Source organism: Dongia sp. (assembly GCF_041905885.1).
Classification (GTDB): domain Bacteria; phylum Pseudomonadota; class Alphaproteobacteria; order Dongiales; family Dongiaceae; genus Dongia.
In genome coordinates, this window is record NZ_JAYRKD010000002.1 from 216,855 (window position 1) to 242,547 (window position 25,693).

Consider the following 25,693-nt stretch of genomic DNA (forward strand, 5'->3'; position numbering starts at 1 on the left):
GTTATGCGTTGGACCCCGAAAGCTTCCCAGTTTGGGAGTTATCCTCCCTGAACGCAGCAGACGGGTCGAGCAGACGCGCTGCCGCTTGATTCGCAAGGAAATCTCGCAGTTTCTCGAGAAAACGCCAAGTGGCCGGATCATGAACAAGATGATGGCTCAAAACCCCGGTCGGCTCGTCCCGGTCGGCCTGGCCCTGGCGTCGCGCCTGGAGATGCCCGATGAACAGGCTGAGACAGGCGTCTTCCCCCAGAAATCCCCCCGACGGGCCATTCTTGCCCCGCCAGTCTATAACGTCGACATGCGTGTTCACCTGGTTCAGCCCATGAACCACGCGTGTGGTCCGGGGCTGGTAGCGGGTCAGCCCTATAAAGCCGATCGATTGCAGGATTGCGACGGACCGACCGCCGATCCGATTCCAGGGCGGCGTCAGCACCGGCAGGAATTGGCCCCCGAAGGCAGCGGAAAGCTTTCGGAACCCGTCGGAAAGGTCCCGCGCGACGGCTTGCGCATCCCGCTCGTCCGGAAACTCGCTCTTCCGTCCGCCCTCGGGGGCATGGTTGCGGTGCTGATAGCCGTGCTGCAGCACCAGCGCGGCCGGACTTTGCCGCAGCCGCGGCGCGAGATCGCCATGCAGGCCGGCCGGAATCACCGCCAGGCCGATCGGCCCCCGCGCGACCTCGAGCAACCGGTCGAGCGCCGGCGTCGCCGCCACGGCGTCGTCGTCGCGCCACCACCAGGTGGCGGTTCGTCCCGCTGCGCCCCAAATCTCGCATTCGCGCGCCAGATCGCCCCAACCGGTCACGCCGCCCTCTTTGCCAAGGCGTCGAGGATAAGGGCGGCGGATTGCCGGGCACCATCGAGATTGATGGTAAAGGGTGGGATCGTCATCACAGACGCGCGGTCGATCTCTTCCGCCAGCCGCATCGGGTCGAGCTCCGGGGCGGGGAGCAGGCGCAACAGGCCTTTCTCATGCAGCAGCCGGGCCCGGTCGGTCTGCTCGCTCTCAACCCCTTCCGCAAACGGCACAACCACCGCCGGCGTCCGGGTCGCCAGGATCTCCAGCACGGTGTTGTAGCCGCCTTGCGAGACCGAGACCCGGCAGTGCGCCAGCAGTTCCTTGAAGTCGGTGCGGAAGCGTTCGACGGTGAAACCCTGCGCCTCCTGCTGCAGCCGCTCGAAGTCCTCCTGCGGGAGATTGCCGCCGGTGATCAGCCGCCAGGGCCGCGTCCGCTCGAACGACAGGGCGCGCGCCGCCAGCGCCGCCTGCAGCAAGGGCCGCCCCACCGCGCCGCCGCCGGCGGAGATCAGGATCTCGCCCGCGCTCCGGTCGGCCGATGCCGTCTCCAGCTTGGCTTCGGTGACATAGCCGGTGTAGCGGATCAGGTCCTCGATCGTTGCGGCCAAGGGAAAGGTCGCCGCGAAGGGAATGAGCTTGGGGTCGCTGTGGACCAGCACCAGGTCGAAGCATTGCCGCGCCGTCTCGGCCATCGCCTCGGCGCGGCCCGGCTTCTCCTTGGTGACCAGGATGTCGCGCACCGAACAGGCGATCAGCGGCGGGTCGGCGCGATGGCGGGCCGCCTCCAGCAAGGGTTCGAGCTCGAAGCGGAACGGGCGCCGGCCGAACGGATACATCTCGGTGATCAGCGCATCGGGCGCGGTGTCCTTGAACAGCTGCAACACCGCCTCGCGCCGCCGCGCCTTCCAGGCATCGTCGATGGCGTTGCCTTGCGCATCGAGCAGCGCGGAGAAGCTGGAATCCGCCGCACGCGCCGCCGCCAGGCGCACGACTGAAACGCCGCGCTGCTCCAGCGCCGCTTCGACCTGCGGCACCGGCACGCCGCCGGTCGCCAGCACCACCTTCGCGCCGCGATGCTGCAAAGCGCCGGCGATCGCGGCGGCGCGCTGCAAATGCCCGATCCCCAGCAGATGCTGGACATGAATGAGCACGCGCGCGGTCATTTGGGCGCCGGCAGCAGCGACACGTTCATCCGCTCGACGGAGATCCTTCCCGCCGCATCCAGTCGAAAGAGATGTGCCGTGTTCGCCGCGATCTTCACCGGCGGCTTGCCGAGGAAGGCCCAGCCCGTCGCCAGCGAGAGCAAGGCGCGCAGCACCGCCTTGTGGGTGACGATGATGGTGGGCGCGTTCGCCGCGGCGATCTCGCAGAGCAACGGTTGAAGCCTGGCCTGGACCTGGCGCGGTGTCTCGCCGCCGGGGGCGCTGAAATCGAGGCCGAGGCTCTCGCGCTCCGCCGCCGCCGCACCCGGCGTCGCGCGCAGTTCGGCCAGCGACTGTCCTTCCCAGGCGCCGAAATCCATTTCCATCAGCCGCGGGTCCAGCGCGATTTCGCGCGCCGGGAACAGCAGCCGGGCGGTCTCCTGCGCGCGCTTGAGCGGGCTCGCCAGCACGCGATAGCCGGCCCAGGCGGGATCCGCGCGCCAGGCCTTGGCCGCGGCGATGCCGTCGGCGCTGAGCGCCACATCGGTGCGACCCTGCAGGCGCCGCGCCGCGTTCCATTCGGTCGGCGCATGGCGAATCGCGACCAGCGGCAAGCCATCATTCATTTGCCGATGGTCTTCTTGATGCCGGTAATGAGGGTGCGCGCGGCGCCGGCGATGTCGTGCTTGGCCAGTGCATTGGCCCGCGCCGCCTTGCCCGCCAGGCCGAGCGGGGCATCGAGCGCGAAATCGACGTCGGCGCTGAACTCGGTGGCGTCACCGGGCTTGGAGAGCCAGCCGGTCTTGCCGTCGACGATGATGGACGGAACACCGCCCCAGGCGCCGGCCACCACCGGCAGGCCACAGGCCTGCGCTTCCAGCAGCGCCATGCCGAAGGCCTCGTTGACCGCCGGCCAGACGCAAAGGTCGCAGGCGACGGCGATTTCCGGCAGCTTCTCGCGCGGCCGGGCGCCCAGCAGGAACACGCCGCCCGCCACCGGCTTGAAGGCGCGCTGCACGTCGGCCCGCGCTTCGCCGTCGCCGACGATCAGCAGCTGCCAGGGCCGGTCGAGATGCTGCAGGGCCTCGGCCAGCAGGCGGTAGGAAGCGAGCTTGTCGCCCTTGCGCATCATTCCGATCGCCAGCAGCCAGGGCTCGTCGGCGTTGAGCCCGTGGTCGCGCGCCAGCTTCGCCCGCATCGCCGCCCGCGTCGGCAGATCCCGGGTGAAATCGGCGAGATCGAGGAAGGGGGCGAGATCGATCAGCCGGCGCTTGCCGACCAGCGGCGCGAGGCAGCCGCGGTCGATCGGGTTCAGGCAGAAGATCCCGTCGGCGCCGCGGATCGCCGCTTCGGCCGCGGCATGGCTGAAGGCATAGGGGCCCTCCGCGCGTTTCGGCGCATGGCTCGCCTCGGCGATGAAATAGGGGATGTCCAATGCCGCCGCGACTTCCGGCCCGATCCAGTCCACCGCCTTGTAATAGAGGTGATAGGTGAACCAGGCCTGCGGCCGCCGCCGCTTGGGCCGCGCCCGGTATTGGGCGATCAGGCGTTTCGCGGCGGCGCGGCCCTTCTTGGCCATCGCCTGCTGGGCATCTTCAGCCGGCTCGGAGATGCGGCTGCGGATCCGGCTGGCGATCTCGACCTCGGCGCCGCCCTTGCGCAGCGCCGCGACCAGCAGGCGCGCGATGGTCCGGTCGCCCGAGGGCACCGGATGATCGGGGGCTTTCAACGGGGCGTAGAAGGCGATCCGCATGGCCGCACTCTACAGGGCGGGCCTCCTTAAGCAAGCCGGGGGCAGGTCAGTTCCGGATGCCCCGCAGCCGCTCCTGGCGCCGGCGCAGCAGCTCCAGCGAGGTCAGCAGCGCGATCGAGACCAGGATCAGCAGGGTGGCGGCGGCGGTGATGGTCGGGTTGATGTTCTCGCGGATGCCGTTGAACATCTGTTTCGGCAAGGTGCGCTGCTCGGGGCTGGCCAGGAACACCGCCACCACCACCTCGTCGAAGGAGGTGACGAAGGCGAACAGCGCGCCGGAGATGACGCCGGGCAGGATCAGCGGCATCACCACCTTGAAGAACACCGTGTGCGGCGGCGCGCCCAGGCTGGCGCCGGCCCGCATCAGGTTATAGTCGAAGCCGCTGAGGGTCGCCGTCACGCTGATCACCACGAAGGGCGAGGCCAGCGCGGTGTGCGCCAGAATGAGGCCGATCGGCGCCCAGGTGATGTTGAGGATGCCGAGCGAGACGTAGAAGAAATACATCCCGACGGCACTGATGATGACCGGCACGATCATCGGCATCAGCAGCATGGCGATGATCGCCGCCTTGCCGCGCATGTTGAGGCGCGAGAGGCCGAGCGCGGCGAGGATGCCGAGCGTGGTCGCGATGATGGTGACGCAGGAAGCGACCTGCAGGCTCATCACCACGGAATCGATCCAGCGGGCGTTGGTGAAGAACTCCCGGTACCACTGCAGCGACAGCCCCGGCATCGGGTAGGTGAAGTAGGATTCCGAGTTGAACGACAGCGGCATGATCACGATGATCGGCGAGATCAGGAACAGCAGGACCGCCGCGCAGATCAGCCGGTGCGAGACATGCCAGACGCGTTCGCCGGGCGTTGCATATGGGCTCAGAGCCATTATCCGAACCTGATCTTGTCGATGCCGACGAGCCGGTTGTAGACGAAGTAGAGCACCAGGGTCGCGGCCAGCAGGATCGCCCCCAGCGCCGAGGCCTTGCCCCAGTTGTTCTCGCTGTTCATCGCCCGGTCGATGATGCCGGAGACCATCTGGTCCTGCGGCCCGCCGACCAAGGCCGGCGTGATGTAGTAGCCGAGGCAGAGGATGAAGGTCAGCAGGCAGCCGGCGGCGATCCCCGGCACGGTCAACGGGAAATAGATCTTCCAGAAGGCGTGGAACGGCCCCGCGCCCAGCGAACGCGCGGCGCGCACGTAAGAAGGCGAGATCGTCTTCATCACGCTGTAGATCGGCAGCAGGGTGAAGGGCAGCTGGATATGGGTCATCGCCACCACCGTGCCGAACCGGCTGAAGATCAGCGGCAGGGGTTCGTTGGTGAGATGCAGCGCCTGCAGCACGTCGTTGATGCTGCCGTTGTCCTGCAGCAGCACGAACCAGGCCGTGGTCCTGACCAGCAGCGAGGTCCAGAACGGCAGCAGCACCAGGATCATCAGGAGGTTGCTGGTCCTTGTCGGCAGGTTCGCCAGCAGATAGGCCAGCGGGAAGCCGAGCAGCAGGGTCGCGACCGTCACCGTGAGGCTGATGTTCAGGGTCCGGAGGTAGAGCGTGATGTAGATCGCGCGCTCTTCCGGCGTGGAGACCAGGTTGCCGTCGGCATCCTGCCCGAGATCCAGCGCGTCCAGCACGTAGAAGCTGGTGACCCTGCTGGTCGAGCGTTTCAGCACCGCCCAGGTGTCGCGCTCGCCCCAGATCTTGTCGATGCCGATCATCGCCTCTTTGTAGGGGCCCTGGGTCAGCTGCGCGGCCTTGCGCCCGCTGACCAGGATCTTGCTGCGGATCGCGGAGATCTCGTAGTTCAGCCGCTTGCCGATCAGCGCGATGGTCTTGTCTTTCTGGGCGGCGGCGAGGTCGGCGGCGAGCGCGGCAAAGGCCGCCTCGTCCGGCACTTCCTTGCCGTCCCACTGGGCCAGCGCCGCCACGGTATTCGGCATCAGGTTGTGGATCGATGGATCGTAGACCGCGTTGCGCAGCAGGCTGAGGATCGGAATCACGAAGGAGAGCAGGATGAACAGGAACAGCGGCGTGACCAGCGCCAGCGCGCGGATCCGGCGCTTTCGTTCGACCGCCCGCAGGCGCCGCTTCAGCGCATCGCGGTCGGTGGTGATATCCAGTCCGATGTTTTCGGTGATGGCGGTCATGTTCGGGCGCTTGAACGAAAAGAAAGGAGGGAGCGTTGCCGCTCCCTCCTCGTGGTCAGGCTACTTCGCCAGCCAGGCGTTGAAACGCTCGCGCAGCTGGTCGCCGTTATCCGCCCAGAACTGCGGATCGACGTAGAGCACGTTCTTCATGTTGTCCGGCGCGGTCGGCAGATCCGGCAGCACCGCCGGATCGATCTTCGGGCCGGAATCCTTGTTGGCGGGACCATAGGAGATGTACTTGGTCTGCTCCGCCATCGGGTCCGGCTGGCTCGACCAGGCGATGAACTTGTAGGCGGCGTCGATGTTCGGCCCGCCCTTCGGCATCGCCCACCAATCCCAATCCGGGGCCTGCGCGTCCCAGACGATCTTGAACGGCTTCTTGTCCTTCTTCACCGCGTCGAAGAAGCGGCCGTTCCAGTCGGAGGCGATCACCACCTGGCCGTCGGCCAGGAGCTGCGGCGGCTGCGCGCCGGATTCCCACCAGACGACGTCCTTCTTGATGGTGTCGAGCTTCTTGAAGGCGCGGTCCACGCCTTCCGGCGTGTTCAGCACCTTGTAGACGTCGGCCATCGGCACGCCGTCGGCGAGCAGCGCCCATTCGAGGTTGACGAACGGGTTCTTCTGCAGCGCGCGCTTGCCCGGGAACTTGGCCTGGTCAAAGAGGTCGTTGATGCTGGTCGGGCCCGGGTTCAGCTTGGTCGTGTCATAGGCGATGACCGTCGAATAGAGGATGTTCGGCACCGCGCAATCGACGATGTCGCCGCCGATGAACTTCGAGCGGTCGAGGCCGAGCTTGGCCCAGTCGATGGTCTCCAGCGTGCCCTCGGCGCAGGCCGCGAGCGCGGTCTGGGTGTCGACGTCGACCACGTCCCAGGTGACGCTTTTCGACTCGACCATGGCGCGGATCTTGGCGATCTCGCCGTTATACTCGCCTTCATTGATCTTGGTGCCGGTCTCCTTGGCATAAGGTTCCATGAAGGCCTTGCGCTGGCTTTCCTGATAAGCGCCGCCCCAGGAAATCACCGTCAGCGTGCCTTCGGCCGATGCTTGCTTCGGCACCGAGATCGCCGTGGCGGACACACCCGCCAGCAGCGCGGCGCAAAGCCATGGTAGTGCTTTCATTCCCTCTCTCCCTGTTATGCCGGATTGGTTCCGGCGGTTGCTTGTGTACGCCCTCTAGAAGCGACTAACTCAATCAAGCTACTGGGCCGCGTCAAGCGCGCGGCAATCCTCTTTCTTCCAGCCCACCGAAATCGAGGCGCCGGGGCTCAAGTCCGGCGCGCCGTCGGCGTTCGGCACCTTGATGATGAACTCGCTGTTGCCGCAGACCGTGGCGCGCACCCGGGTGAAGTCGCCGAGATAGATCAGCTCCTCGACCTTGGCCTGGAACACGTTGGCGCAATGGCCGTTGGCGGGATTGAGCCGCACCCGCTCCGGCCGCAGCGAAAGCGTGGTCGGGGCGCCGACGCCCTCGACCTTGACCGGCACGGCTTCGATCTTGCCGCCGCCCTCGATCTCGACCTGGCAGCCGGTGCCGTTCATCGCGACCACCTTGCCCTTGAGGCGGTTATTCTCGCCGATGAACTGCGCCACGAAGGAATTCTGCGGCCGCTCGTAGAGATCGTCGGGCCGAGCCAGCTGCTGGATCACGCCGTCGTTGAAGACCGCGACCCGGTCCGACATGGTCAGCGCTTCCGACTGGTCGTGGGTCACATAGACCACGGTGACGCCGAGATTGCGGTGGATATGCTTGATCTCGAGCTGCATCTGCTCGCGCAGCTGCTTGTCGAGCGCGCCCAATGGCTCGTCCATCAGCACCAGCTTGGGCTCGAACACCAAGGCCCTGGCCAGCGCCACGCGCTGCTGCTGGCCGCCGGAGAGCTGGCCCGGGCGCCGCTTGCCGAGATGCGAGAGCTGCACCATGCCGAGCGCGCGCTTGATCCGGGTCTCGACTTCCGCCTTGCCGATCTTCCGGACGTTCAAGGGGAAGGCGAGGTTCTCTTCGACCGTCATATGCGGGAAGAGGGCGTAGTTCTGGAACACCATGCCGATGTTCCGCTTATGCGGCGGCACGTTGTCGATCGGCGTCCCGTCCAGGAAAATGCGGCCATGGGTCGGCACTTCGAACCCGGCCAGCATCATCAGGGTGGTGGTCTTGCCCGAGCCCGAAGGACCCAGCAGGGTCAGGAACTCGCCGGCGCGGATGTTGAGATCGAGGTTTTTGACGACCAGCGTTTCGCCGTCATAAGTCTTCTGCACGCCGACGAACTGAACGTAATCCTCTTTACCGCCACTCGTCCTGACCTCGGTCATTGTTCGATGCGTGCCTCCTCATGCCCCGCTATCGCCGATGCAAATGCGGCCGCCCGCGGCGCGGATCGAAGATCCGTTCCGGACGCCCCAATGCACAGCGAAGGCGGGCGATCTGCTGCAATGTCACTCCCCGGAAGCCCGGGCCTCAACCTGTCAAAACTTTATAGGCAACCGCGGCGATTTAATTCAGCCGGTCGGTCGGCATGATCATTGTCTTTCGACATTGTCTGACCACACAATTGACTCAACGCTATGTTACAGTTTCAATGGAGTCAACGCTTAATGAAACTCCTGTCTCGCAAACGCGAACCAATCGAAGAAATGGTGCGATTTGTCGAGACAGGCGGACAGTGCGTCGCCGCAAATCACAGAGACCCGATTCGGCGCACCGTCCAAATATCCGGCCATACAACTTGCGAATTCAGGGGCGAGGTTGAATGGAAGAACTGGGAATTTCATTTCGGTCCGGGCTCGGCGAGCCGATAGCGGAGCCGCCGATCTATCGGCGCATCGCGGATTCGATCGCGGCGCGCATTGCGCGCGGCGAGCTCGAGCCCGGCGACCGGCTGCCGAATCACCGCGACCTCGCCACCGAGTTCAAGGTCAACGTCACCACCATCACCCGTGCCTTCCACACGCTGAAGCGGCGCGGCCTGGTCGAGACGCGGCCGGGGCGCGGCACGGTGATCCTCGACTTCCGCAACGGCGCGGGCCGCTTCCAATCCAATCCCTCCGACGAGCGCGGCGTGACCGATCTCTCGGTCAACCGCCCGGCGACCGCGGGTTATCTCGACGCGCTGGCCGATGTGATGCCGCGCCTCGCCCGCGACCGGCGCTACGCCAGCCTGAAGGACTACCAGCCGGCCGAAGGACCGATCTGGTTGCGCGAGGCGGCGGCGCTCTGGATGAAGAGCACCGTGCCGGGCGCCGATGCCTCGTCGCTCTTCGTCGGCATGGGCGCGCAGCATGCGCTCGCCTGCGTGCTCGCCAGCGTCTCGCGGCCGGGCGACGTGGTGATCGCCGACGAGGTCACCTATATGGGCCTGGTCGCCATCTGCCGCGCGCGCGGCTTGATCCTGCGCGGCCTGCCGATGGACGAGCACGGCATGCGGCCCGATGCTTTCGACGAAGCCTGCCTCCGCTGGCAGCCGCGCCTGGTCTTCGTGATGCCGAGCCTGCACAACCCGGCCGCCATCAGCATGCCGGAAGCGCGTCGGCGCGCGCTCGCCACCATCGCGCGGCGGCACAACGTCCTCATTCTTGAGGACGACGTCTATGCGCCGCTGGTCGAGGAACGGGCGCCGGCCTTCGCCGTCCTGGAGCCGGAGCTCACCGTGCATATCGCCGGCCTCTCGAAATGCGTGGCGCCGGGCCTGCGGATCGGCTTCGCGCTCACCCCGCGGGCCCTCGCCGCCGACGTGGTCGCCGCCTTCCGGGTCGATTGCTGGAACATCTGTCCGCTGTCGGCGCTGACCGCGACCATGCTGCTCGAAGCCGGCGCGGTCGAGACCATTATCGAATCGCAGAAGCAGGAACTGTTCGAGCGCCAGGCGCTCACCTCGGCGATGCTGGCGGGCTACGCCTTGCGCAACCACCCGGCCTCGCCGCATGCCTGGCTGACCCTGCCGGAATCCTGGCGCGACCGCGACTTCGCTCAGGCCTGCGCCGAGCGCGGCGTCATGGTGATGCGCGCCGACCCCTTCTCGATCGGCCGCGACGAGCCACCCAACGCGGTCCGGATCAACATCGCCGCCGCCCGCACCCGCGACGATCTCCGCGCCGCCTTGGGCACCGTGCTGGAACTGCTGGGCGCGCCGCCGCAGTAAGCTATTTGAAGCGCCGCTCGAGATCGGCGATGCCGCGATCCATCGCGAAGGTCGTGCGCACCCGCTGATACCCGGCTGCTGCCAGCCGCTCCCGCAAGCGCGCGTCCTGCAGCAATCGCGCCATCGCCAGCGCGAGCGCCGCCGAATCATCCGCAGGCACCAGCACGCCGGTCTCGCCGTCGATCACCAGCTCCGGGATGCCGGCGAGGTTGGTGGCGATGACCGCCAGGCGCTGGCTCTGCGCCTCCATCAGCACGTTGGGCAGGCCGTCGCGGTCGCCGTCCTCGGCAATCCGGCTGTTCAGGACGAAGAGATCGGCGCCGCGATATTCCTCCAGCACCGTCTCCTGCGGCTTGGCGCCGAGCCAGGTCACGCGTTCCGCGATGCCGAGCCGTTGCGCTTGGGCCTGCAGTTCATCCTTGAGCGGCCCGCCGCCGATATGACGGAAGTGCCAGTCGAGATCCTTCGGCAGCTGGCCCAATGCTTCGATCAGCCCGGCATAGCCCTTCTTCGGCACCAGCCGACCGACCGAAAGCAGGGTGAACGGAGCTTGCACCTTTGCCGCGCGCGCCGGCGGCTCCGGGAAACGCGTGAAATCCAGGCCGTGATAGACCAGCGCCGTCGTCTCCGGCCTAGGCGCCAAGGCGGCGAGCGCGCGGTGCCCGGTCTCGGTGCAGGTCACCAGCCAGTCCATCGAGGCCAGCTTCTCGCGCTTCTCCCAGTCCGGCGTGATCCAGATGTCCTTCGCATGCGCCGAGGTGCTCCACGGGATTCCGGTCATCCGATGCGTGTAATAGGCGACCGAGGCCGGGGTGTGGATGAAATGCGCGTGCAGCCGCTTCGGCCAGCCTGATGGATCGCCGAGCTCCGCCGCCAGCACACAGGCCTGGCCGAAGCGTCGGGCGCGGTTGGTGGTGAAGTCGCGCTTCAGGTCCGCGATCCATTGCCGGAACGCTGCTGCATATCCCGGCAACCGCCGCGCCCGCCACCAGCCGCGCAACACTCTGAGCGGCTCCTGGTAGAGATATTCCGGCAGATAGGCGACCGGCGCCTGGATCTCGCGGTGCACCGGATGGACATGCTGGTCGGTCGGAAAGCGCAGCGAGACGATCTTGATCTTGATCCCGCGCTGCTCCAGCGCCCGGATCTCCTGGGCGATGAAGGTCTCGGAAAGGCGCGGATAGCCCTTCAGGACGAAGACGATCTCGTCGGTCAATTTAGCTCAGCGCGCGCGGCGGCTGGCGAGCCTGAGGCGCGGACGGGGGGTACGGACCGGCGCCGCGTCGATGGTCTGGTCGACCAGCCGGTTGATGTTGGCGAGCCCGTCCATCAACCCCGGCACCACCACCTGGCTCGGCAGCGCCTGTTGCGGCAGTTGGCGCAAGGCGGTCGCCATCGACTTCCAGTCGCGGGTGCCGTCGTCCTCGAGCATGGAGACGAGGCCGTATTCCTTGGCCCTCGTCGCGCGCAGATACTGCTCCATGCGCGGCCTCGTGCGCGGGATGATCAGCGCGCGCTTGTCGAAGGAGAGGATCTCGCAGAAGGTGTTGTAGCCGCCCATGGCGACCACGCCGATCGCCCGCGCCATCAGATGCTCCATCTGCGCGTCGAAGGTGATCGCCTCGACATTGTCGAGCTTGGCCGCCCGCTGCAGGAACTCGGCTTGCCGGTCGGAATGCATGAACGGCCCGAGCACGAGCAGCGCCGGATGCGGCTGGTTGAGGTCGTTCTCATAGGCGCGCAGCACCCAGTCGACCACGTCTTCGCCGTCACCGCCGCCACCGGTGGTGACCAGCAGATAGGGCGCCTCGATCTTGGTGAGCGGCGCGCTGGTCGCCGGACCTTGCGGTAGGGTGCGGTGCAGATAGCCGGTGTAGATCATCTTGCGCCGCACCGACTTCGGCAGCTCGATACCTTCCAGCGGATCGCAGATCTGCGGCAGGCCATAGACCCAGATCTGGTCGTAGAGATCGCGCAGCGCCGGGACCACCTTCTTGCGTTCCCATTCGGGGACCAGGGCGGCGGGCTCGTCCATGATGTCGCGCAGCCCCAGGACCAGGCGCGTGCCGCGCTCCTTCAGCATGACCAGGGTGTCATGCACCTCACCGCGCAGCCCCAGCGGCTCCTTGTCCACGATGAAGATGTCGGGATCGAAGATCTCGGCGGTGTGGCGGATGATCGAGGCGCGCAGCTCCAGCGTCTCCTCGATATCGATCAGCAGCGAGAGCGGGGTATAGTCGCCGGAGCGCAGCTTGATCACCCCGGGGATCCGGATGAAGTCCACGCGGGCCCGGAAGTTGAAGCTGCCAATGATCGGCGACCCGGTGAGAATGATGACCGAGAGGTCCTTCTCCAGATCGACCAGCGAATGCGCGATGGTGCGGCAACGGCGCAAATGGCCGAGGCCGAAGGTGTCGTGGCTGTAGATGAGAACGCGGGCGTCCCGCTTTTCCATTGGGCTCGTTCCCACTGGGCTTGTTCCTGTCACGCGTCCATCCCCCGACTGCCGCGTCCCGGATAACCAAGTCTGCGATTAGCGCGCGGCGGAGTATTGCACAGCGGGTTTCCGCGGCGAAAGCCAAAGTTTCGAGGCAAGGCCCGCGGCATAAATCCTTGATCGCCTTAGGGAATGACCGGGTAAAATCGCCCCGAACGGGGTCCTATCGCTTGCGGCTGGACGCCGCCCGCCCTATTGTCCTGAGGGTCGCGGCCCAGCCGGGGGGACGGCCGTATCCGCGATCTTGGATCGGGCGATGGAACGCAATCTCTTCAAATACATCTGGCGCCATTCCTGGCGCGACCAGGTCTACATCCTTGCGATCGTCCTGCTCCTGCAGGTGTTCTACTTCGTCTCGCTCGATCTTCCGAAGCGCATCGTCAACGACGGCATCCGCGGCGAAGCCTTCAAGGAAACCAGCGTCGAGATCCCGACCCATCTCAACTATTCCTACGGCCCGGCGATCCATCCGGAGATGATGAAGCCGGAGGGGAAGGTGAACACCATTCCCTTCATGGAGATCAGCTTCGGGCCTTACGAGTCGATCGGCGTCCCGAAGCTCACGCTGTTCAGCGGCTTGATGCTCGACCAGATGCAGTATCTGTTCGCGCTCTGCTTTGCCTATCTGTTCTTCGTCGTCCTCAACGGCTGGATGAAGCAGTGGGTCAACACCGAGAAGGGGCGCCTGGGCGAGCGCATGCTGCGCCGGCTTCGATTCGAGCTCTATGACCGGATCCTCAAGTTTCCGCTCGGCCATTTCCGCAAGGTGAAGCAGGCCGAGATCGCCACCATGATCAAGGACGAGGTGGAGCCTTTGGGCGGCTTCATCGGCGATGCCTTCATTCAGCCGGCGATGCTGGCCGGCCAGGCGCTGACCGCGCTCTACTTCATCTTCCTGCAGAACTTCTATCTGGGCGCGCTCACCTTCGCGATCCTCGCGGTGCAGATGGCGGTGATCCCGAAGCTCCGGGTCAAGGTGCGGCTGCTGGCCCGGCAGAGGCAGATCACCGCGCGGGCGCTGGCCGGCCGCATCGCCGAGAGCGTGGACGGGGCCATTGAAATTCACACCAATGACACATCGAACTACGAGCGCGCCGATATCATCGACCGCCTCGGCACGATCTTCCTGATCCGCTTCGAGCTCTACAAGCGCAAGTTCTTCGTCAAGTACCTGAACAACATGCTGGCCGCGACCACGCCGTTCCTGTTCTATCTGATCGGCGGCTATCTCGCCCTGAACGGCAAATTCGACACCGGTTCGCTGCTGGCCGCGATCAACGCCTACAAGGACCTGCCCGACCCGATCAAGCAGCTGATCGACTGGGACCAGCAGCGCCAGGACGTGCAGATCAAGTACGACCAGGTGATGGAGCAGTTCAATCCCGACGGCATGCTGCCGCCGGAGCTGCAGGCGATCGACGCGATGCAGGATGTGGATGCCGGGACCCTCGCCGCCAGCAACCTCGCCTTCACCGACGAATCCGGCGCCCGCCTGGTCGAGGATGTGAGCCTCGAGATCGGGCCCGATGCCCATGTCGCGGTAATCGGCACCGGCGCCAGCGGCAAGGAGCAGCTCGGCCTGCTGCTGGGACGCCTGGCGCTGCCGGTCGCCGGCCAGCTGAAATACGGCGAGCACGACCTGACGCAGCTCCCGGAATCGGTGACCGGCCGGCGCTTCGCCTATGTCGGCGAGGAGAGCTACTTCTTCCCGCTCTCGTTGCGCGAGAACCTGAGTTACGGCCTGAAGCATCGACCGGTCGAGCCGGCGCGCTACGAGGGCGAGAGCCTGCGGCATTTCGAGCGCCGCATGCGCGAGGCCAAGCGCGCCGGCAATCCCTGGCTCGATCCCGGCGACAACTGGCTCGATCTGGCGGGCGCCGGCGTCGCCGACGTCCCCGAGCTCTACAGCCGGGTCGTGACCCTGCTGAAGGCGGTGGAGTTCGACGAGGACGTCTATCAGTTCGGCCTGCGCGGGCGGCTCGACCCGGTGCGCGACGCGGACATCGCCGCCGAGTTCCTGGAAGCGCGGCGGAGTCTCCGCGAACGGCTGCAGCGCCCCGACGTGGCGGCGCTGGTCGATCCCTTCGATCCCGCGCGTTACAACAAGAATATGACGGTGGCCGAGAACCTGCTGTTCGGCACCGCGGTCGGCCCGGACTTCGCACCCGAGAACCTCGCCAACAACGAATACCTGCGCACCACCTTGCGGGACCTGGGCCTCGGCAACGACCTGGTCGGCATGGGCCGCAAGATCGCCGAGACCATGGTCGAAATCTTCGCCGACCTGCCGCCCGGCCATCCGTTCTTCGAGCAATACGCCTTCATCTCCTTCGACGATCTGCCGATGTACCGCGAGCTGATCCAGCGGACCGGGCGGCTCTCGACCGAGCAGATCCAGCGCGAAGACCGCTTCCGCTTCGTGCGCCTGACCTTCCCCTATATCGAGGCGCGCCATCGCCTCGACCTGATCGACACCGAGATGGAAGAGAAGCTGCTGCAGGGGCGCCACGCGCTGGCCCAGAACCTGCCGGAGAATCTCAAGAAGTCGATCGAGTTCTACGATCCGGAGGCCTACAACAGCCAGGCCTCGGTGCAGGACAACATCCTGTTCGGCCGCCTGGTCTATGGCCAGGCGCAGGCCGCGCAGAAGATCGGCCGGGTCATCGCCGAGGTGCTGGACGGCATGAAGCTCCGGCCGCGGGTGATCGAGGTCGGCCTGGACTACAATGTCGGGCCAGGCGGGAAACGGCTCTCGACCGCGCAACGCCAGCGCGCCTCGCTCGTTAGAGCGCTGGTGAAGCGGCCGCGGCTCCTGATCCTGAACAACAGCCTGGCGGTGTTCGACGATTCCACGCAGCGTCGTCTCGCCGAGCGCGTGAACAAGATCATGGAAGGCGGCGCGATGGTGTTGATCACCGACAATGTCGCGCTGGCCAGATTGTTCGACCGTGTCATCATCATGAAAGAAGGCCGGGTCATAGAGCAGGGCGAAGTCCGCGAGCTCGATCGCGACGGCAGCCGCTTCCGCGAGCTGGTCGGCACGGTCGCCGCTGCGGCGGAATAACAAGGGTAGGTTTTACGCCAGGTTGGCTTGCGCCAAGCTGGTTCAAGTCTGAGCGAGTGAGGGACGGATGGGTATTCAGGACGATGTCGAGGCCTTAAAGCGGATCCCGCTGTTCGCCAAGGTCGAACCCGCGAAGCTGAAACTCTTGGCGTTTGCAGCCGAGCGTGCGCAATACATGCCGGGGGAGGCGCTGTTCCACCAGGGCGACCAGGCCGACGCCGCCTATATCGTCTTGGGCGGCAAGGCCGATGTGCTGGTGGAGACGCCGAACGGTCCGTTGAAGGTGGCCGAGGTCGGCAAGGACGCCTTCGTCGGCGAGATCGGCATTCTCTGCGATGTGCCGCGCACCGCGACGATCCAGGCGACCGAATCCTTGACCACCCTGAAGATCACCAAGGATCTCTTCTACCGCATGGTCGCCGACTTCCCCTCGATCTCGCTCGAGGTGATGCGCGTGCTGGCGCAGCGCCTGGAGCATATGAACGAGCAGCTCCGCGACGCGGTGGCGGCGAAGACCTGACGGCTCAGTCCGGCGCCAGGAAGGTGACGGCGGTGGCGAGCAGGCTCTCGGGCGCCGCGGTCGCCTCCTCGGCGAATTCCGCGAACATCTGCTTCACCAGGTTGTAGCCGAGCTCGCGATAGGCCTCGAACTGGTCTTCGTCGAAGAACTGGTCGAGCGTGGTCTGGTCGGGATATTCCGGGTTCTGCGCCTTGTAGGCATAGAGGTCGCTCGGCAGCCCATCGACCATCGTCGCCTTCACATAGATGAGCACGCCGCAGCTCTGCCGGTCCGGATACCAGATCGAGGCCAAGGCGAAGCCGCGCTTGGCCAGCCCGAACTTGATGCGCCAGGTTTCGCTCTTCGCCTCGCGCGGCTTGGGCAGCACGCCCTCCAGCGTGTAGCACTCGTCGTCGAAGCGGATGTTGACGCCGAAATCGACCCGCACCCGCTCGATCGCGTTGCCGAGATCGGCGAAGGTGAAGTCGCCGTCCTGGCCGCCGTCGCTGACCAGGATCAGGTCCATCTTCCGCCGGACGAGCTCATAGAGTCCGAGATTTTCGAAATGCCCGCCGTCGGAGAGCTGCAGGAATCCGCCATGCTCGTCCATGCGGTAGCCGAGCAGCCCCGAGAGCCCCGGCCTGAGGTAGTTCGCGGTCTGCTGCAGCTGTTGGGGCTTGCCGGGATTGGGTGCCCAGTAGCCGAGCTGGGCCCCGAACAGGGTCACCAGGAAGGAGATCAGCGGCGTCCTAAGCATGCCCTTGCCGTCCGGCCCGGAATGGGCGTTGAGCGCGGCGCCGGAGATCGCCATCGCGGTCGGCAGCACCATCTGGTCGTCCATATACTGCTCGGTCTTCAGCCAATGCGTGGCGTCGCTGCCGCAGAAGCGCGGTGACAGCACGAAGCTGTCGGCGCCGCGGCCGCTGTATTTCGGCTTCTCGGAATCCGGAATGATCAGCGCGGTGTTGATCAGGTGATAGGGCCCGACGATGCGGATCGCCGGATCTTCTTTTTTCTTCTTGCCGCTGTTGACGCCGCCGGCGAGCACGCTGAGCTGCAGCGCGTCGGCGATCTTCGCCGGATGCCAGATTCCCTTCTCGACGCTCTTGGGATCCGGGCAGAGGGCTTCCATCAGCCGGTCCCGGTACATCCGGTGCTGCGAGACCAGGTTGAGGTTGGTCAGCAGCGCGAACAGCAGCGTCAGGATCACCAGCACCGCAAACCAGATCCAGTTCGCGCCGAAGGGGTCGCCCAGATACTGCGCCGTCCCATAGGCCAGGAACAGGATGCCGTAGACCGCGAGCACGGCGTAGAGATAGGGCCACACACTCTTCCAGACCGGCGATTCCTTCAGCTTGCCGATGATCGTCGCGTGTTTCTCCCGCCAGGTGCCGAGATAGGCGATGGCGACCGAGATCGCGCCGTAGAGGTCGCCGCCGCCATGCCGCTCAGCCCAGCCATAGGTGAAGGGCAGCGAGCCCAGCGCGACGCAGGCGATCTGCACCTGCAGCAGCCAGCCGAGCGCCACCGTGAGCGGAATGGAGACACGGCGGTAGAAGCGCCGGATCGGCTCGCCGGTCTCGCTGTCATGGCCATTGATATATCTGTCTAGGAAGCTGAACACCGAATAGGCGACGGTGGCGAACGCCGAGGCGATGAAGGCGAGCAGCCCCAGCACCACGAACAGGTTGACCCGGCCAAGCGCGGGCAGCCGGATGACGAGGCCGGTGCCGAAGGCCAGGGCCATGACGATGACCATGAGCGCGAAATAGATACCGAGCGAGAACAGCACCGCGCGCAGCGCGTTGGCGACCAGCGCGAAGATGCCGAGCCTGGGCGTCGGCGTCAGGTAATGCGCATGCTGCCGGATGAAGCTGACGATCTGCACCGCGAGATTGCTGGCGACGTCCGGATGCCGGACGTTCCAGAGCGGCGTCAGGGTGCGGTCGCCGCGGGCGCCGCTCTGGCCCCGCGCGCCGAACGGAAACCAGAAATCCTGGTTCTTCGGGTTGCGCCGCCCGTGCTCGACCAGGAAATAGCTGAGCGAAGAGCCGATATAGCCGCCGCCCGATACGGTCGAGAGATAGTCGAAATTCTTCATGACGCCGCGGGCATGCAGCCCCTGCATCACCCCCATGGCGAAGGAGGCGGACCGGATTCCGCCGCCGGACAGCGCCAGGCCGAGCCAGGGCCCGTCGGTCTCCTTCTCGCGCAGGGCTTCGACCGCCCGCCGCTCCTTCTCCAGCATCTCCGCCGTGTCGATGGCTTCTTCTGTCGCCATGGCCTGCTCTCCCCGAGACAACCGGCAGTGGCGGTATCATAGGCCGGTCATGCCGGCCTTGCCATGGCCGGCTCGGCCCGCCTAGGTTGGCGCCGATTGATTACCGAGGACTCTGATGCCGCCAGCCCCGCTCTCCGCGCCCACACTTGCCGACCTCAAGGCGGCCTATGCCCGGGACGGCGTCGTGGTCGTGCGCGGCGCCTTCACGGATTGGGTGGAGACCCTGCGCGCCGGCTTCGAGCGCAACCTCGCGGCACCCGGCCCCTTCGCGATCGAGAATGTCGGCGGCGGCGAGCGCGGCCGCTTCTTCGAGGATTACTGCAACTGGCAGCGGATCCCCGAGTTCAAGGATTTCATCCTGAACTCACCGGCCGCGGAAATCGCCGGGCGCATCATGGGCGCGGGTTCGGTGCAGATCTTCCATGAGCATATCCTGGTGAAGGAGCCGGGCACCGCCAAGCCGACACCCTGGCACCAGGACATGCCCTACTACTGCGTCACCGGCCGCCAGACCGCGAGCTACTGGATCCCCTTGGATCCCGTCACCGAAGCCAACACCTTGCGCGCGGTCAAGACCTCGCATCTCTGGCCGAAGCTGGTGCGCCCGAAGCGCTGGGCCTCGAACGAGGACTTCTATGCTTCCGACGAAGACTTCATGGACATGCCGGCGATCGGCGACGACGACCCGCGCATCCTGTTCTCGGCGCTGGAGCCGGGCGACGCGATCGTCTTCGATTTCCACTGCGTGCACGGAGCGCCGGGCAACGCCGGCATGAACCGCCGCCGGGCCTTCTCCGCCCGCTATGTCGGCGACGACGTCACTTTCCTGGAGCGGCCCGGCCGCACCTCGCCTCCATTCCCCGGCATCGGTCAGAAGAGCGGGGAACGCCTCAGGGAGGACTGGTTCCCGGTGGTGTGGCGGGCCTAGCCGTCAGGCGCCGCCGCCGACCACCGAGAGCTTCGGCGCGCTGCGGATGATGCGGCTGGCGGGGAGGTGGATGGTGACGGTGGTGCCGTTCCCTTCTCGGCTCAGCACCTCGATCGTGCCGTCATGGGCCTGGACCAGGCGGTGGGTGATGGCCAGGCCGAGGCCGATTCCCTCCCGGGTCTGGCGGCGATAGGCTTCGTTCTGCCAGAACGGCTCGAAGATCCGCGGCAGGTCCTCTTCCTTGATGCCGAGCCCGCGGTCGATCACCGACAGCGCGACGCCCGTCGTCTCGAGTTCGCCATGGATCAGCACTTCCGCGCCGTGCGGCGAGAACTTGACGGCGTTGGTCAGCAGGTTGATCAGCGCCTGCCGCATCGCCTTGGGGTCGACCGTCACCATCGGCAGTCGGTCGAGGCCTTCCTGGCGGATCTCGATCCGCTTGTCCCGGGCGCGCAGGGTGAGGAACTTCACCACGTCGCCGGCGACGTCGGCGAGCGATGTTGGTTCCTCCTTCAGCTGCATCTGCCCGAGCTCGATCCGGGACATGTCGAGCAGGTCCTCGATGATCGAGAGCAGGTAGCGGCCGCTGGACTGGATATCGGTGGCATATTCGAAATAGCGCTGCGAGTTCTCGCCGAGCGCGCGGCTGGCGATCATCTCGGAGAAGCCGATCACCGCGTTCAGGGGCGTCCTGAGCTCGTGGCTCATGTTGGCCAGGAACACGGTCTTCGCCGCGTTGGCGAATTGCGCCTCCTGCGAGGTGCGCCGGAGATCGTCGGCGACCTGCTGCAGGTCGGTGGAACGCTCGGCCAGGCGGTGGTTGGCATCGGCGAGCTCGGCGGTCGCCATGCCCACTTCCTCGGCGATGCGCTGGTATTCGGTATCGGCGCGCAGCAGGCGCAGATAGAGCAGGATGGTCAGCGCCAGACCGATCGCGAAGATCAGCGCCGGCAGCCAGAGTCCGGACTGGATCGGCTGCGGCTGGCCGTCGACCTCGAGCAGCCACTCGCGGTCGGCGACCTTGAGCTTGGTGGGCGCGACCGTCTCATAAGCCGTGCCGCTGGCGAAGACCAGGGTGTTGCCGTCATAGATCCGCACCGAGAGCGAGGTATCGACGAAGGCGTCGCTGAGGAACTGGTTGAAGAAGCCTTCGAGCGAGATGGTGGCGACCAGGTAGCCGTCGAGCGGGGCCTGGTTCTGGGAGGGCAGGCCCTTGAAGACCGGCACGAAGGCGCGGATCGACATGCTGCGGTGGCCGGCGATGGTCATCGGCCGCGGCGGCGCCACCATCATCTGGCCGAGCGCGGCCGCGCGCGTCATCAAGGCACGGTCGTCGGCATCGGCGGCGACATCCGCGCCCACCGTCTCACCGCCCGGCATCGGCTCGACATAGGTCAGCGGGAAACGATCCTCGGCACCGGCCGCGCTCACGCGCGGCGCCCAGCCGATCTTCACCCACCAGCTCTTCTTGCGGATATCGGGGTCGAGCGTCGCGAAGCGCCGGAACTCGTCGGCGCTGACGAAATCCGAGGAATCATAGAGGCCGCGGAAGTATTGCGCGAACTCGAGCTCGCGCTCGATATGGCTTTGCAGCCCCGCCGCCAGCGACTGCCGCGCGATCTCGCGCTGCGCGGAGGCTTCCTCGCCCAGCATGTCATGGACCACGCCGGCGACCGCCAGCGAGATCAGCAGGCCGATCACGATGATCGCCGGCCGCCAGAAGCGATGCTGCGCGATGCGCTGCGCCGCCCGCGCCTTGGCGCGGCCGGTTGGATCGGCTTCGGTGGATGGCCTCAGAGCTGGAGCGACTCCCATGTTGGAAGACTGCCCTTAAATTCCTAACGGAAGTTTACCTGGGCCGCGAAAATCCCGGGGTTTCCGCCGCTTGGTCTTGCGGGGCGAGACGGCGCTGCCTGCGGCGAAGGGGGAGAATTAAGCCGCCGGCGGCTGTGAAAGGGTTTCGTCTTGATCCCGGTCAATCAGGCGCGGCGGCGCCACCAGAACCAGATGCCGAGGCTCGACCAGAACAACAGCCAGGCATAGGTCCAGGGTGCCGGGTCGCGCCGGTATTCGGGCGCCTGCCAGCTGCGGCCGCCATCTTCGGTATGGGCCAGGGTCAGGTCCGCACCACCGGCGATGCCGAAGCCGCCCGGCGTCACGGCGACTGCCGTGACGTTCGCTTGAAACGGCGCGGGCAATTGTTGCCAGCGATTTCCGAGATCCTCGATTTGGAACAGGGCTCCGCCCGATCCGCCGATCCAGCCGCTGTCGTCGGCGCTGAGCGCGATATCCGTCAACGCCGCGTCGGGCCGCGTATTGGTGATAGTCGAGCTCGCGCCGCCATCCGTGGTGATCAGCAGCGTGCCCGACATTCCCACCGCCAGCGCGCGCCGACCTTGCCTGTCGAAGACGGCGTCTTGAAGCGATGTCAGTCGGCTGAGGGCAACGCCGGTTTCTCGCCAGCTTTGACCGCCATCCTCAGACGAAACGATCGCCGAACCGGCCCCGCTCGCGAAGATCCGACGTCCATCCGGCGACACGGCGACGGCCCTCAGGCGAAACCCTGTCTCGTGAACCGGGCCGGTCCAGGTCCGCCCGCTGTCCTGCGTCTCGGACACCCAGCCGCCGCTTTCGCCGCCGACCGCCCAGCCGCGCCCATCTGCGAGCATGGCGAGGTCGTGGACCCAGAAAGGCGGCGGTCTTTCCGATCCCAGCCAGCTCATGCCGCCATCTTCCGAGCGAAAGACGTCGTCGCGGCTGGCGATCCAAAGATGTTTTCCGTCCGCGCCGATCTGGATGGTCTTCAGCTCTGAATCCGTTGCCGGGCTGCGGCCAGCGGCTTGGATCAGCCAGGTCCCGCCGCCATCGCTGGTCTTCAGGAGATAGGCGCCGGCAATCGCCCAACCTGCCTTGGTGCCGGGCTCGAGCGCGATGTCGGCGATCTCGGCGTGTCCGCGCGATTGCGGGAACCAGGTGCGGCCACCATCCCTGCTGGCGATCACGGCGCCATAGCTGCCGACCGCCAGTGCATATCGCCCATCTGCGGAGATTGCGGCCGCAGCGAGGCTTGCCGCAAGCGGGTTAGCCGTCGCTTGCCAGTGCTCCCCGCCATCCTCGGAGAATCGAATGAGGCCCCAGAGGTCGATCAGGATGCCATGCCGCAGATCCTCGGCGACGGCAATGCGCGCGCTGAACGTCTCTCTCGGCAAGGCCTTGGTGGCCGACGCGGCCCAGGATGCCTCGGCCTCGTGCATGACCTTCCGGCGAATGGATTCCGCCTCTTCCGGTGAAACCGTGTCGCTCTTGGGCGGCACATATCCCGCGGTTTGATTCCATTGCGCGCCGTCGCGGGTCATCAGCCAGGTGTTGTGCAGGCCGCGGATCCAGCCGCGGCGACAATCCCCCAGCACCGTCACATCGATCAGCCGTTGCTGGGTGCCGCTCGCTTGCGGTTGCCAGGTTCGGCCACCGTCCGCCGTCTTCAGGATCGTTCCGGCATCGCCCACGATCCAGCCGCAACTCCCTTCAGGCAGCATCTGGATGCCGTAGAGATCGGCATCGGTGCCGCTCGCCTGTGCCGTCCAGCTGTGACCGAGATCGTCGCTGACCAGGATGGTTCCGTGCTCGCCCACCGCCCAGGCGCGCGCGGCGTCCGGCGTCATCGCGAGGTCGTTCAGATGGACGTCGATCACCGGCAGCCTGGCGAAGACGTTGCGCTCGCGCGGCCAGAGGAGGCTGTCGAAGAGGCCGCGCTCGATCGGATCGGGGCGTGGCGGCTGAATGAAGGCGGCGACAACGCCCATCGCGACCATCAGGCCGCATAAAGCGACCAGTCCGATCGCCACAGACTGCCGATTGCGAGAGGACATGTACTTTGCTTGCGAAGGCGCCCGGATCTTCCCGCTGCAAAGCTAGGCCGGGGTTATGGCGCATTTGTGGCGGATCGATCCGCACCCTCAACTGCGCCGTGCGACGCGAAGTCAGTCGATGTCGACGATCACCGGGACATGGTCGCTGGGCTGGGTCCAGCCGCGGGACTCGCGCAGGATCTTCGCCGCCTTCAGCCGCTTCTTCATCGCCGGCGAAACCCAGATATGATCGAGCCTCCGGCCCTTATCGGCTTTCTGCCAGTCGGGCGCTCGATAGCTCCACCAGGAATAAAGCTTCTCGGTCTCCGGCGTGAAGTGGCGAACGCCATCCACCCAGTCGCCGGCGGCTTGCACCGCGTTCAGCTTCTCGACCTCGATCGGCGTGTGGCTGACGATCTTCAAGAGCTGCTTATGCGACCAGACGTCATGCTCCAGCGGCGCGATGTTGAGATCGCCGACCATGATCGCGTTCTTGGCGCGCTTCTCGGTCTTGAACCAGTCGCGCATCTCGTCGAGGAACTGGAGCTTGTGGGCGAACTTCACGTTGAGCTTGGGATCGGGAATGTCGCCGCCGGCCGGGACATAGAAGTTGTGCAGCTCGACATCGCCCGGCAGCAGCACGACGCCGTGGCGCGAATCGTTCTTCAGGCACCAGTTCCGAGGGCTCCGCGTCTGCATGGGCAGCTTCGAAAGAATCGCGACGCCGTTATAGCCCTTCATGCCGTGATGCAGGACATGGTCGAAGCCAAGCCCCTTCACGTCATCCATCGGAAACAAAGGATCGTCGACCTTGATCTCCTGCAGGCAGACCACGTCGGGCTGCTCCTGCTGCATCAAGCGCCGCACCAGCTCCATCCGTATGCGGAGCGAATTGATGTTCCAACTGACGATGCGCATGAAGAATTCGTTTCGAGTTTTCGTGTGATTCCGCCGCGAAACGATTGCCACAAAAGCGAACGCCCGGGTAGCGCTTCGCGCCATTCCAGCGCGCTTCGCGCGCCTCGTTCAAGCATTGGTCGGTCGTTCGCTACAAAAGCGAACGCCCGGCCAGGGGAGGACCGGGCGTTCTATACTCCGTTGTCGGAGTCCGGTTGCGGTGGGGGAGACCGCTTCCGGTAAACCGTCGGCATTGCGCCGGCGGTCACTGCTAGTGTTCTGATAGATGTGGTTGATACACCCGATATCAACCCTCCACAGCCTAGTTGTTTGCATGTCAGAGGGAGTCAAACCGCATAACTGCAAGGGCCTGATTCCCCAGCATTTCCGCGGCTCACAGAAACTTGACTCGGGTTTTTCCGCGCGCCGATTTGATTAGGCTGCGGCAGGCTGTCGCGCACGCCGGGCCCGCGCGCGTTCCCGCGCCGCGGCACCGAAGGCCTGGAACAGCTTCAGTGAATCGGGATTTTCCGTGGCGCGAAATTCCGGATGCCACTGGGCGCCGAGCGCGAAGCCGGCATCCTTGACGCGCACCGCTTCGACCACGCCGTCCGGCGCGCGGCCCTCGACCACGAGGCGATCGGAGACGCGGTCGATGCCCTGCCAGTGCAGGCTGTTCACGGTGGTGGTGGTCTTGCCGATCAGCTTGGCGAAGACGCCGTCGGCGGTGAACTCGATCGGGTGCGCGGGGCCATACATCTCGTCGAAGGGCAGGTCGAGCCGGCCGCGGTGATCGCTGTATCCAGGCTGCTCGTGGATGCGCGTGTGCAAGGTCCCGCCGAGCGCCACGTTCAGCTCCTGGAAGCCGCGGCAGATGCAGAGCACCGGCACTTTCTGCGCAAGGGCTTCGCGGATCAGCGGCAGGGTGATCGCGTCGCGGCCGGGATCCTGCGGGCTGTCCGCGCGGTCCGGCGCGCCGGCATAGTGGTGTACAGCCACGTTGGACGGGCTGCCGGTGAACAGCACCCCGTCGAGATGGCTGAGCAGTGCCGCGGGCGGGATCGCCTCGCCAAGCGCCGGGAAGGACAGCGGATAAGCCCCGGCCGCTTCGATCAGGGCCGTCAGGTATTTTTCGCCGACGGTATGGAAGTTGTGGTTGTCCAGGTGCTTGACGCACATGGGCACGCCGATGATCGGGGCGTCGGCCGGTAGCTTGGTCTGCCCAGCTTTAAATTCCATGGGGGTGATCCACTCGCTGCCTTTGCCGCTGGAATCTAGCGGCGCGGCCGAGGGCTCACAACACGCACGGGCATGACAACAGGCTTGCGCCCCGCGCAAGCGGGGCGGCCGGGCCGGGATTTAACTCTTGGAAAATAGAGGCTTAAGCGGCCTTCGCCGCCCCCTCTTACGCCGCCTTCGCGGCAGCCGCCTTCTCGATCCGGCGCTTCAGGCGCTTGGCGTCGGCCGGGAGCTTCAGGTCCGAGGTGCCGAGCAGGTAGGCGTCGAGGCCGCCGTTATGCTCGATGGTGCGGATCGCGTTGACGGTCAGGCGCAGGCGCACCTGCTGGCCCAGCGCGTCGGAGAGCAGCCGGGTCACCTGCAGGTTCGGCATGAAGCGGCGCTTGGTCTTGTTGTTGGCGTGGCTGACATTGTTGCCAACCTGGACGCCTTTGCCGGTGATGCCACAGCGACGAGCCATAATCTTAGTCC

The 25,693-nt window shown here is 66.0% G+C and carries 20 protein-coding genes; 4 read left to right on the forward strand and 16 right to left on the reverse strand.

Annotated features, from left to right (window positions below):
* Position 1: 1 nt before the first annotated feature.
* The 8 genes from ACH2CY_RS02875 to ACH2CY_RS02910 all read right to left on the reverse strand — a co-directional run bounded on the left by ACH2CY_RS02875 (position 2) and on the right by ACH2CY_RS02910 (position 8,143).
* Positions 2 to 802, reverse strand: a complete 801-nt coding sequence (locus ACH2CY_RS02875) for a polysaccharide deacetylase family protein (RefSeq protein WP_395015725.1) — start codon at positions 800 to 802, stop codon at positions 2 to 4.
* Positions 799 to 1,959: a glycosyltransferase family protein gene (locus ACH2CY_RS02880; protein WP_395015728.1), complete on the reverse strand. Its 1,161-nt coding sequence runs from the start codon at positions 1,957 to 1,959 to the stop codon at positions 799 to 801. Before ACH2CY_RS02880 ends, ACH2CY_RS02875 begins: the two co-directional genes overlap by 4 nt.
* A complete protein-coding gene (locus ACH2CY_RS02885; RefSeq protein WP_395015730.1) occupies positions 1,956 to 2,564 on the reverse strand; it encodes a histidine phosphatase family protein in 609 nt (202 codons plus the stop codon). Before ACH2CY_RS02885 ends, ACH2CY_RS02880 begins: the two co-directional genes overlap by 4 nt.
* Positions 2,561 to 3,691 (reverse strand): glycosyltransferase family 4 protein, encoded by a 1,131-nt coding sequence (locus ACH2CY_RS02890; RefSeq protein ID WP_395015731.1) that lies wholly within the window; start codon positions 3,689 to 3,691, stop codon positions 2,561 to 2,563. The genes ACH2CY_RS02885 and ACH2CY_RS02890 overlap by 4 nt, the downstream gene beginning before the upstream one ends.
* Before the next feature lie 46 nt (positions 3,692 to 3,737).
* Entirely contained in the window at positions 3,738 to 4,574 is an 837-nt protein-coding gene (locus ACH2CY_RS02895; protein WP_395015734.1) for an ABC transporter permease, read from the reverse strand.
* The gene (locus tag ACH2CY_RS02900; protein WP_395015736.1) at positions 4,574 to 5,830 is read right to left on the reverse strand and encodes an ABC transporter permease; all 1,257 of its coding nucleotides are present in this window, start codon (positions 5,828 to 5,830) and stop codon (positions 4,574 to 4,576) included. Before ACH2CY_RS02900 ends, ACH2CY_RS02895 begins: the two co-directional genes overlap by 1 nt.
* Before the next feature lie 60 nt (positions 5,831 to 5,890).
* Entirely contained in the window at positions 5,891 to 6,952 is a 1,062-nt protein-coding gene (locus ACH2CY_RS02905) for an ABC transporter substrate-binding protein (RefSeq protein WP_395015737.1), read from the reverse strand.
* 78 nt (positions 6,953 to 7,030) lie between these two features.
* A complete protein-coding gene (locus tag ACH2CY_RS02910) occupies positions 7,031 to 8,143 on the reverse strand; it encodes an ABC transporter ATP-binding protein (protein ID WP_395015738.1) in 1,113 nt (370 codons plus the stop codon).
* Between the two features lie 437 nt (positions 8,144 to 8,580).
* Here ACH2CY_RS02910 and ACH2CY_RS02915 point away from each other — a divergent pair, with 437 nt between their 5' ends.
* Positions 8,581 to 9,969, forward strand: a complete 1,389-nt coding sequence (locus ACH2CY_RS02915; RefSeq protein WP_395015741.1) for a PLP-dependent aminotransferase family protein — start codon at positions 8,581 to 8,583, stop codon at positions 9,967 to 9,969.
* 1 nt (position 9,970) lies between these two features.
* Here ACH2CY_RS02915 and ACH2CY_RS02920 read toward each other — a convergent pair whose 3' ends face one another.
* Positions 9,971 to 11,185: a glycosyltransferase gene (locus ACH2CY_RS02920; protein ID WP_395015743.1), complete on the reverse strand. Its 1,215-nt coding sequence runs from the start codon at positions 11,183 to 11,185 to the stop codon at positions 9,971 to 9,973.
* A gap of 6 nt (positions 11,186 to 11,191) precedes the next feature.
* Entirely contained in the window at positions 11,192 to 12,424 is a 1,233-nt protein-coding gene (locus ACH2CY_RS02925; protein ID WP_395015746.1) for a glycosyltransferase family protein, read from the reverse strand.
* 298 nt (positions 12,425 to 12,722) lie between these two features.
* Between ACH2CY_RS02925 and ACH2CY_RS02930 the strand changes: the two genes are divergently transcribed.
* Both ACH2CY_RS02930 and ACH2CY_RS02935 read left to right on the forward strand, forming a co-directional pair.
* Complete coding sequence (locus ACH2CY_RS02930) at positions 12,723 to 15,530, forward strand: ABC transporter transmembrane domain-containing protein (protein WP_395015747.1); 2,808 nt, start codon at positions 12,723 to 12,725, stop codon at positions 15,528 to 15,530.
* 67 nt (positions 15,531 to 15,597) lie between these two features.
* Positions 15,598 to 16,050, forward strand: a complete 453-nt coding sequence (locus ACH2CY_RS02935; RefSeq protein WP_395015750.1) for a cyclic nucleotide-binding domain-containing protein — start codon at positions 15,598 to 15,600, stop codon at positions 16,048 to 16,050.
* A gap of 4 nt (positions 16,051 to 16,054) precedes the next feature.
* On the opposite strand, the gene ACH2CY_RS02940 is transcribed toward ACH2CY_RS02935, so the two are convergent.
* Entirely contained in the window at positions 16,055 to 18,310 is a 2,256-nt protein-coding gene (locus tag ACH2CY_RS02940; protein WP_395015753.1) for a patatin-like phospholipase family protein, read from the reverse strand.
* Positions 18,311 to 18,425: 115 nt separating this feature from the next.
* On the opposite strand from ACH2CY_RS02940, the gene ACH2CY_RS02945 reads away from it, so the two are divergent.
* Entirely contained in the window at positions 18,426 to 19,238 is an 813-nt protein-coding gene (locus ACH2CY_RS02945) for a phytanoyl-CoA dioxygenase family protein (protein WP_395015756.1), read from the forward strand.
* Positions 19,239 to 19,241: 3 nt separating this feature from the next.
* Here the strand turns inward: ACH2CY_RS02945 and ACH2CY_RS02950 are convergent, their stop codons facing one another.
* The 5 genes from ACH2CY_RS02950 to rpmB form a co-directional block, all read right to left on the reverse strand.
* Positions 19,242 to 21,053, reverse strand: a complete 1,812-nt coding sequence (locus ACH2CY_RS02950) for an ATP-binding protein (RefSeq protein WP_395015759.1) — start codon at positions 21,051 to 21,053, stop codon at positions 19,242 to 19,244.
* A 164-nt stretch (positions 21,054 to 21,217) separates the two neighbouring features.
* Entirely contained in the window at positions 21,218 to 23,083 is a 1,866-nt protein-coding gene (locus ACH2CY_RS02955; RefSeq protein ID WP_395015762.1) for a WD40/YVTN/BNR-like repeat-containing protein, read from the reverse strand.
* 135 nt (positions 23,084 to 23,218) lie between these two features.
* Positions 23,219 to 24,004, reverse strand: coding sequence for an exodeoxyribonuclease III (gene xth, locus ACH2CY_RS02960; RefSeq protein WP_395015763.1), 786 nt, complete (start codon positions 24,002 to 24,004; stop codon positions 23,219 to 23,221).
* Positions 24,005 to 24,418: 414 nt separating this feature from the next.
* Positions 24,419 to 25,222 (reverse strand): gamma-glutamyl-gamma-aminobutyrate hydrolase family protein, encoded by an 804-nt coding sequence (locus tag ACH2CY_RS02965; RefSeq protein ID WP_395015765.1) that lies wholly within the window; start codon positions 25,220 to 25,222, stop codon positions 24,419 to 24,421.
* A gap of 166 nt (positions 25,223 to 25,388) precedes the next feature.
* The gene (gene rpmB / locus ACH2CY_RS02970) at positions 25,389 to 25,682 is read right to left on the reverse strand and encodes a 50S ribosomal protein L28 (protein ID WP_395015767.1); all 294 of its coding nucleotides are present in this window, start codon (positions 25,680 to 25,682) and stop codon (positions 25,389 to 25,391) included.
* Positions 25,683 to 25,693 lie beyond the last annotated feature (11 nt).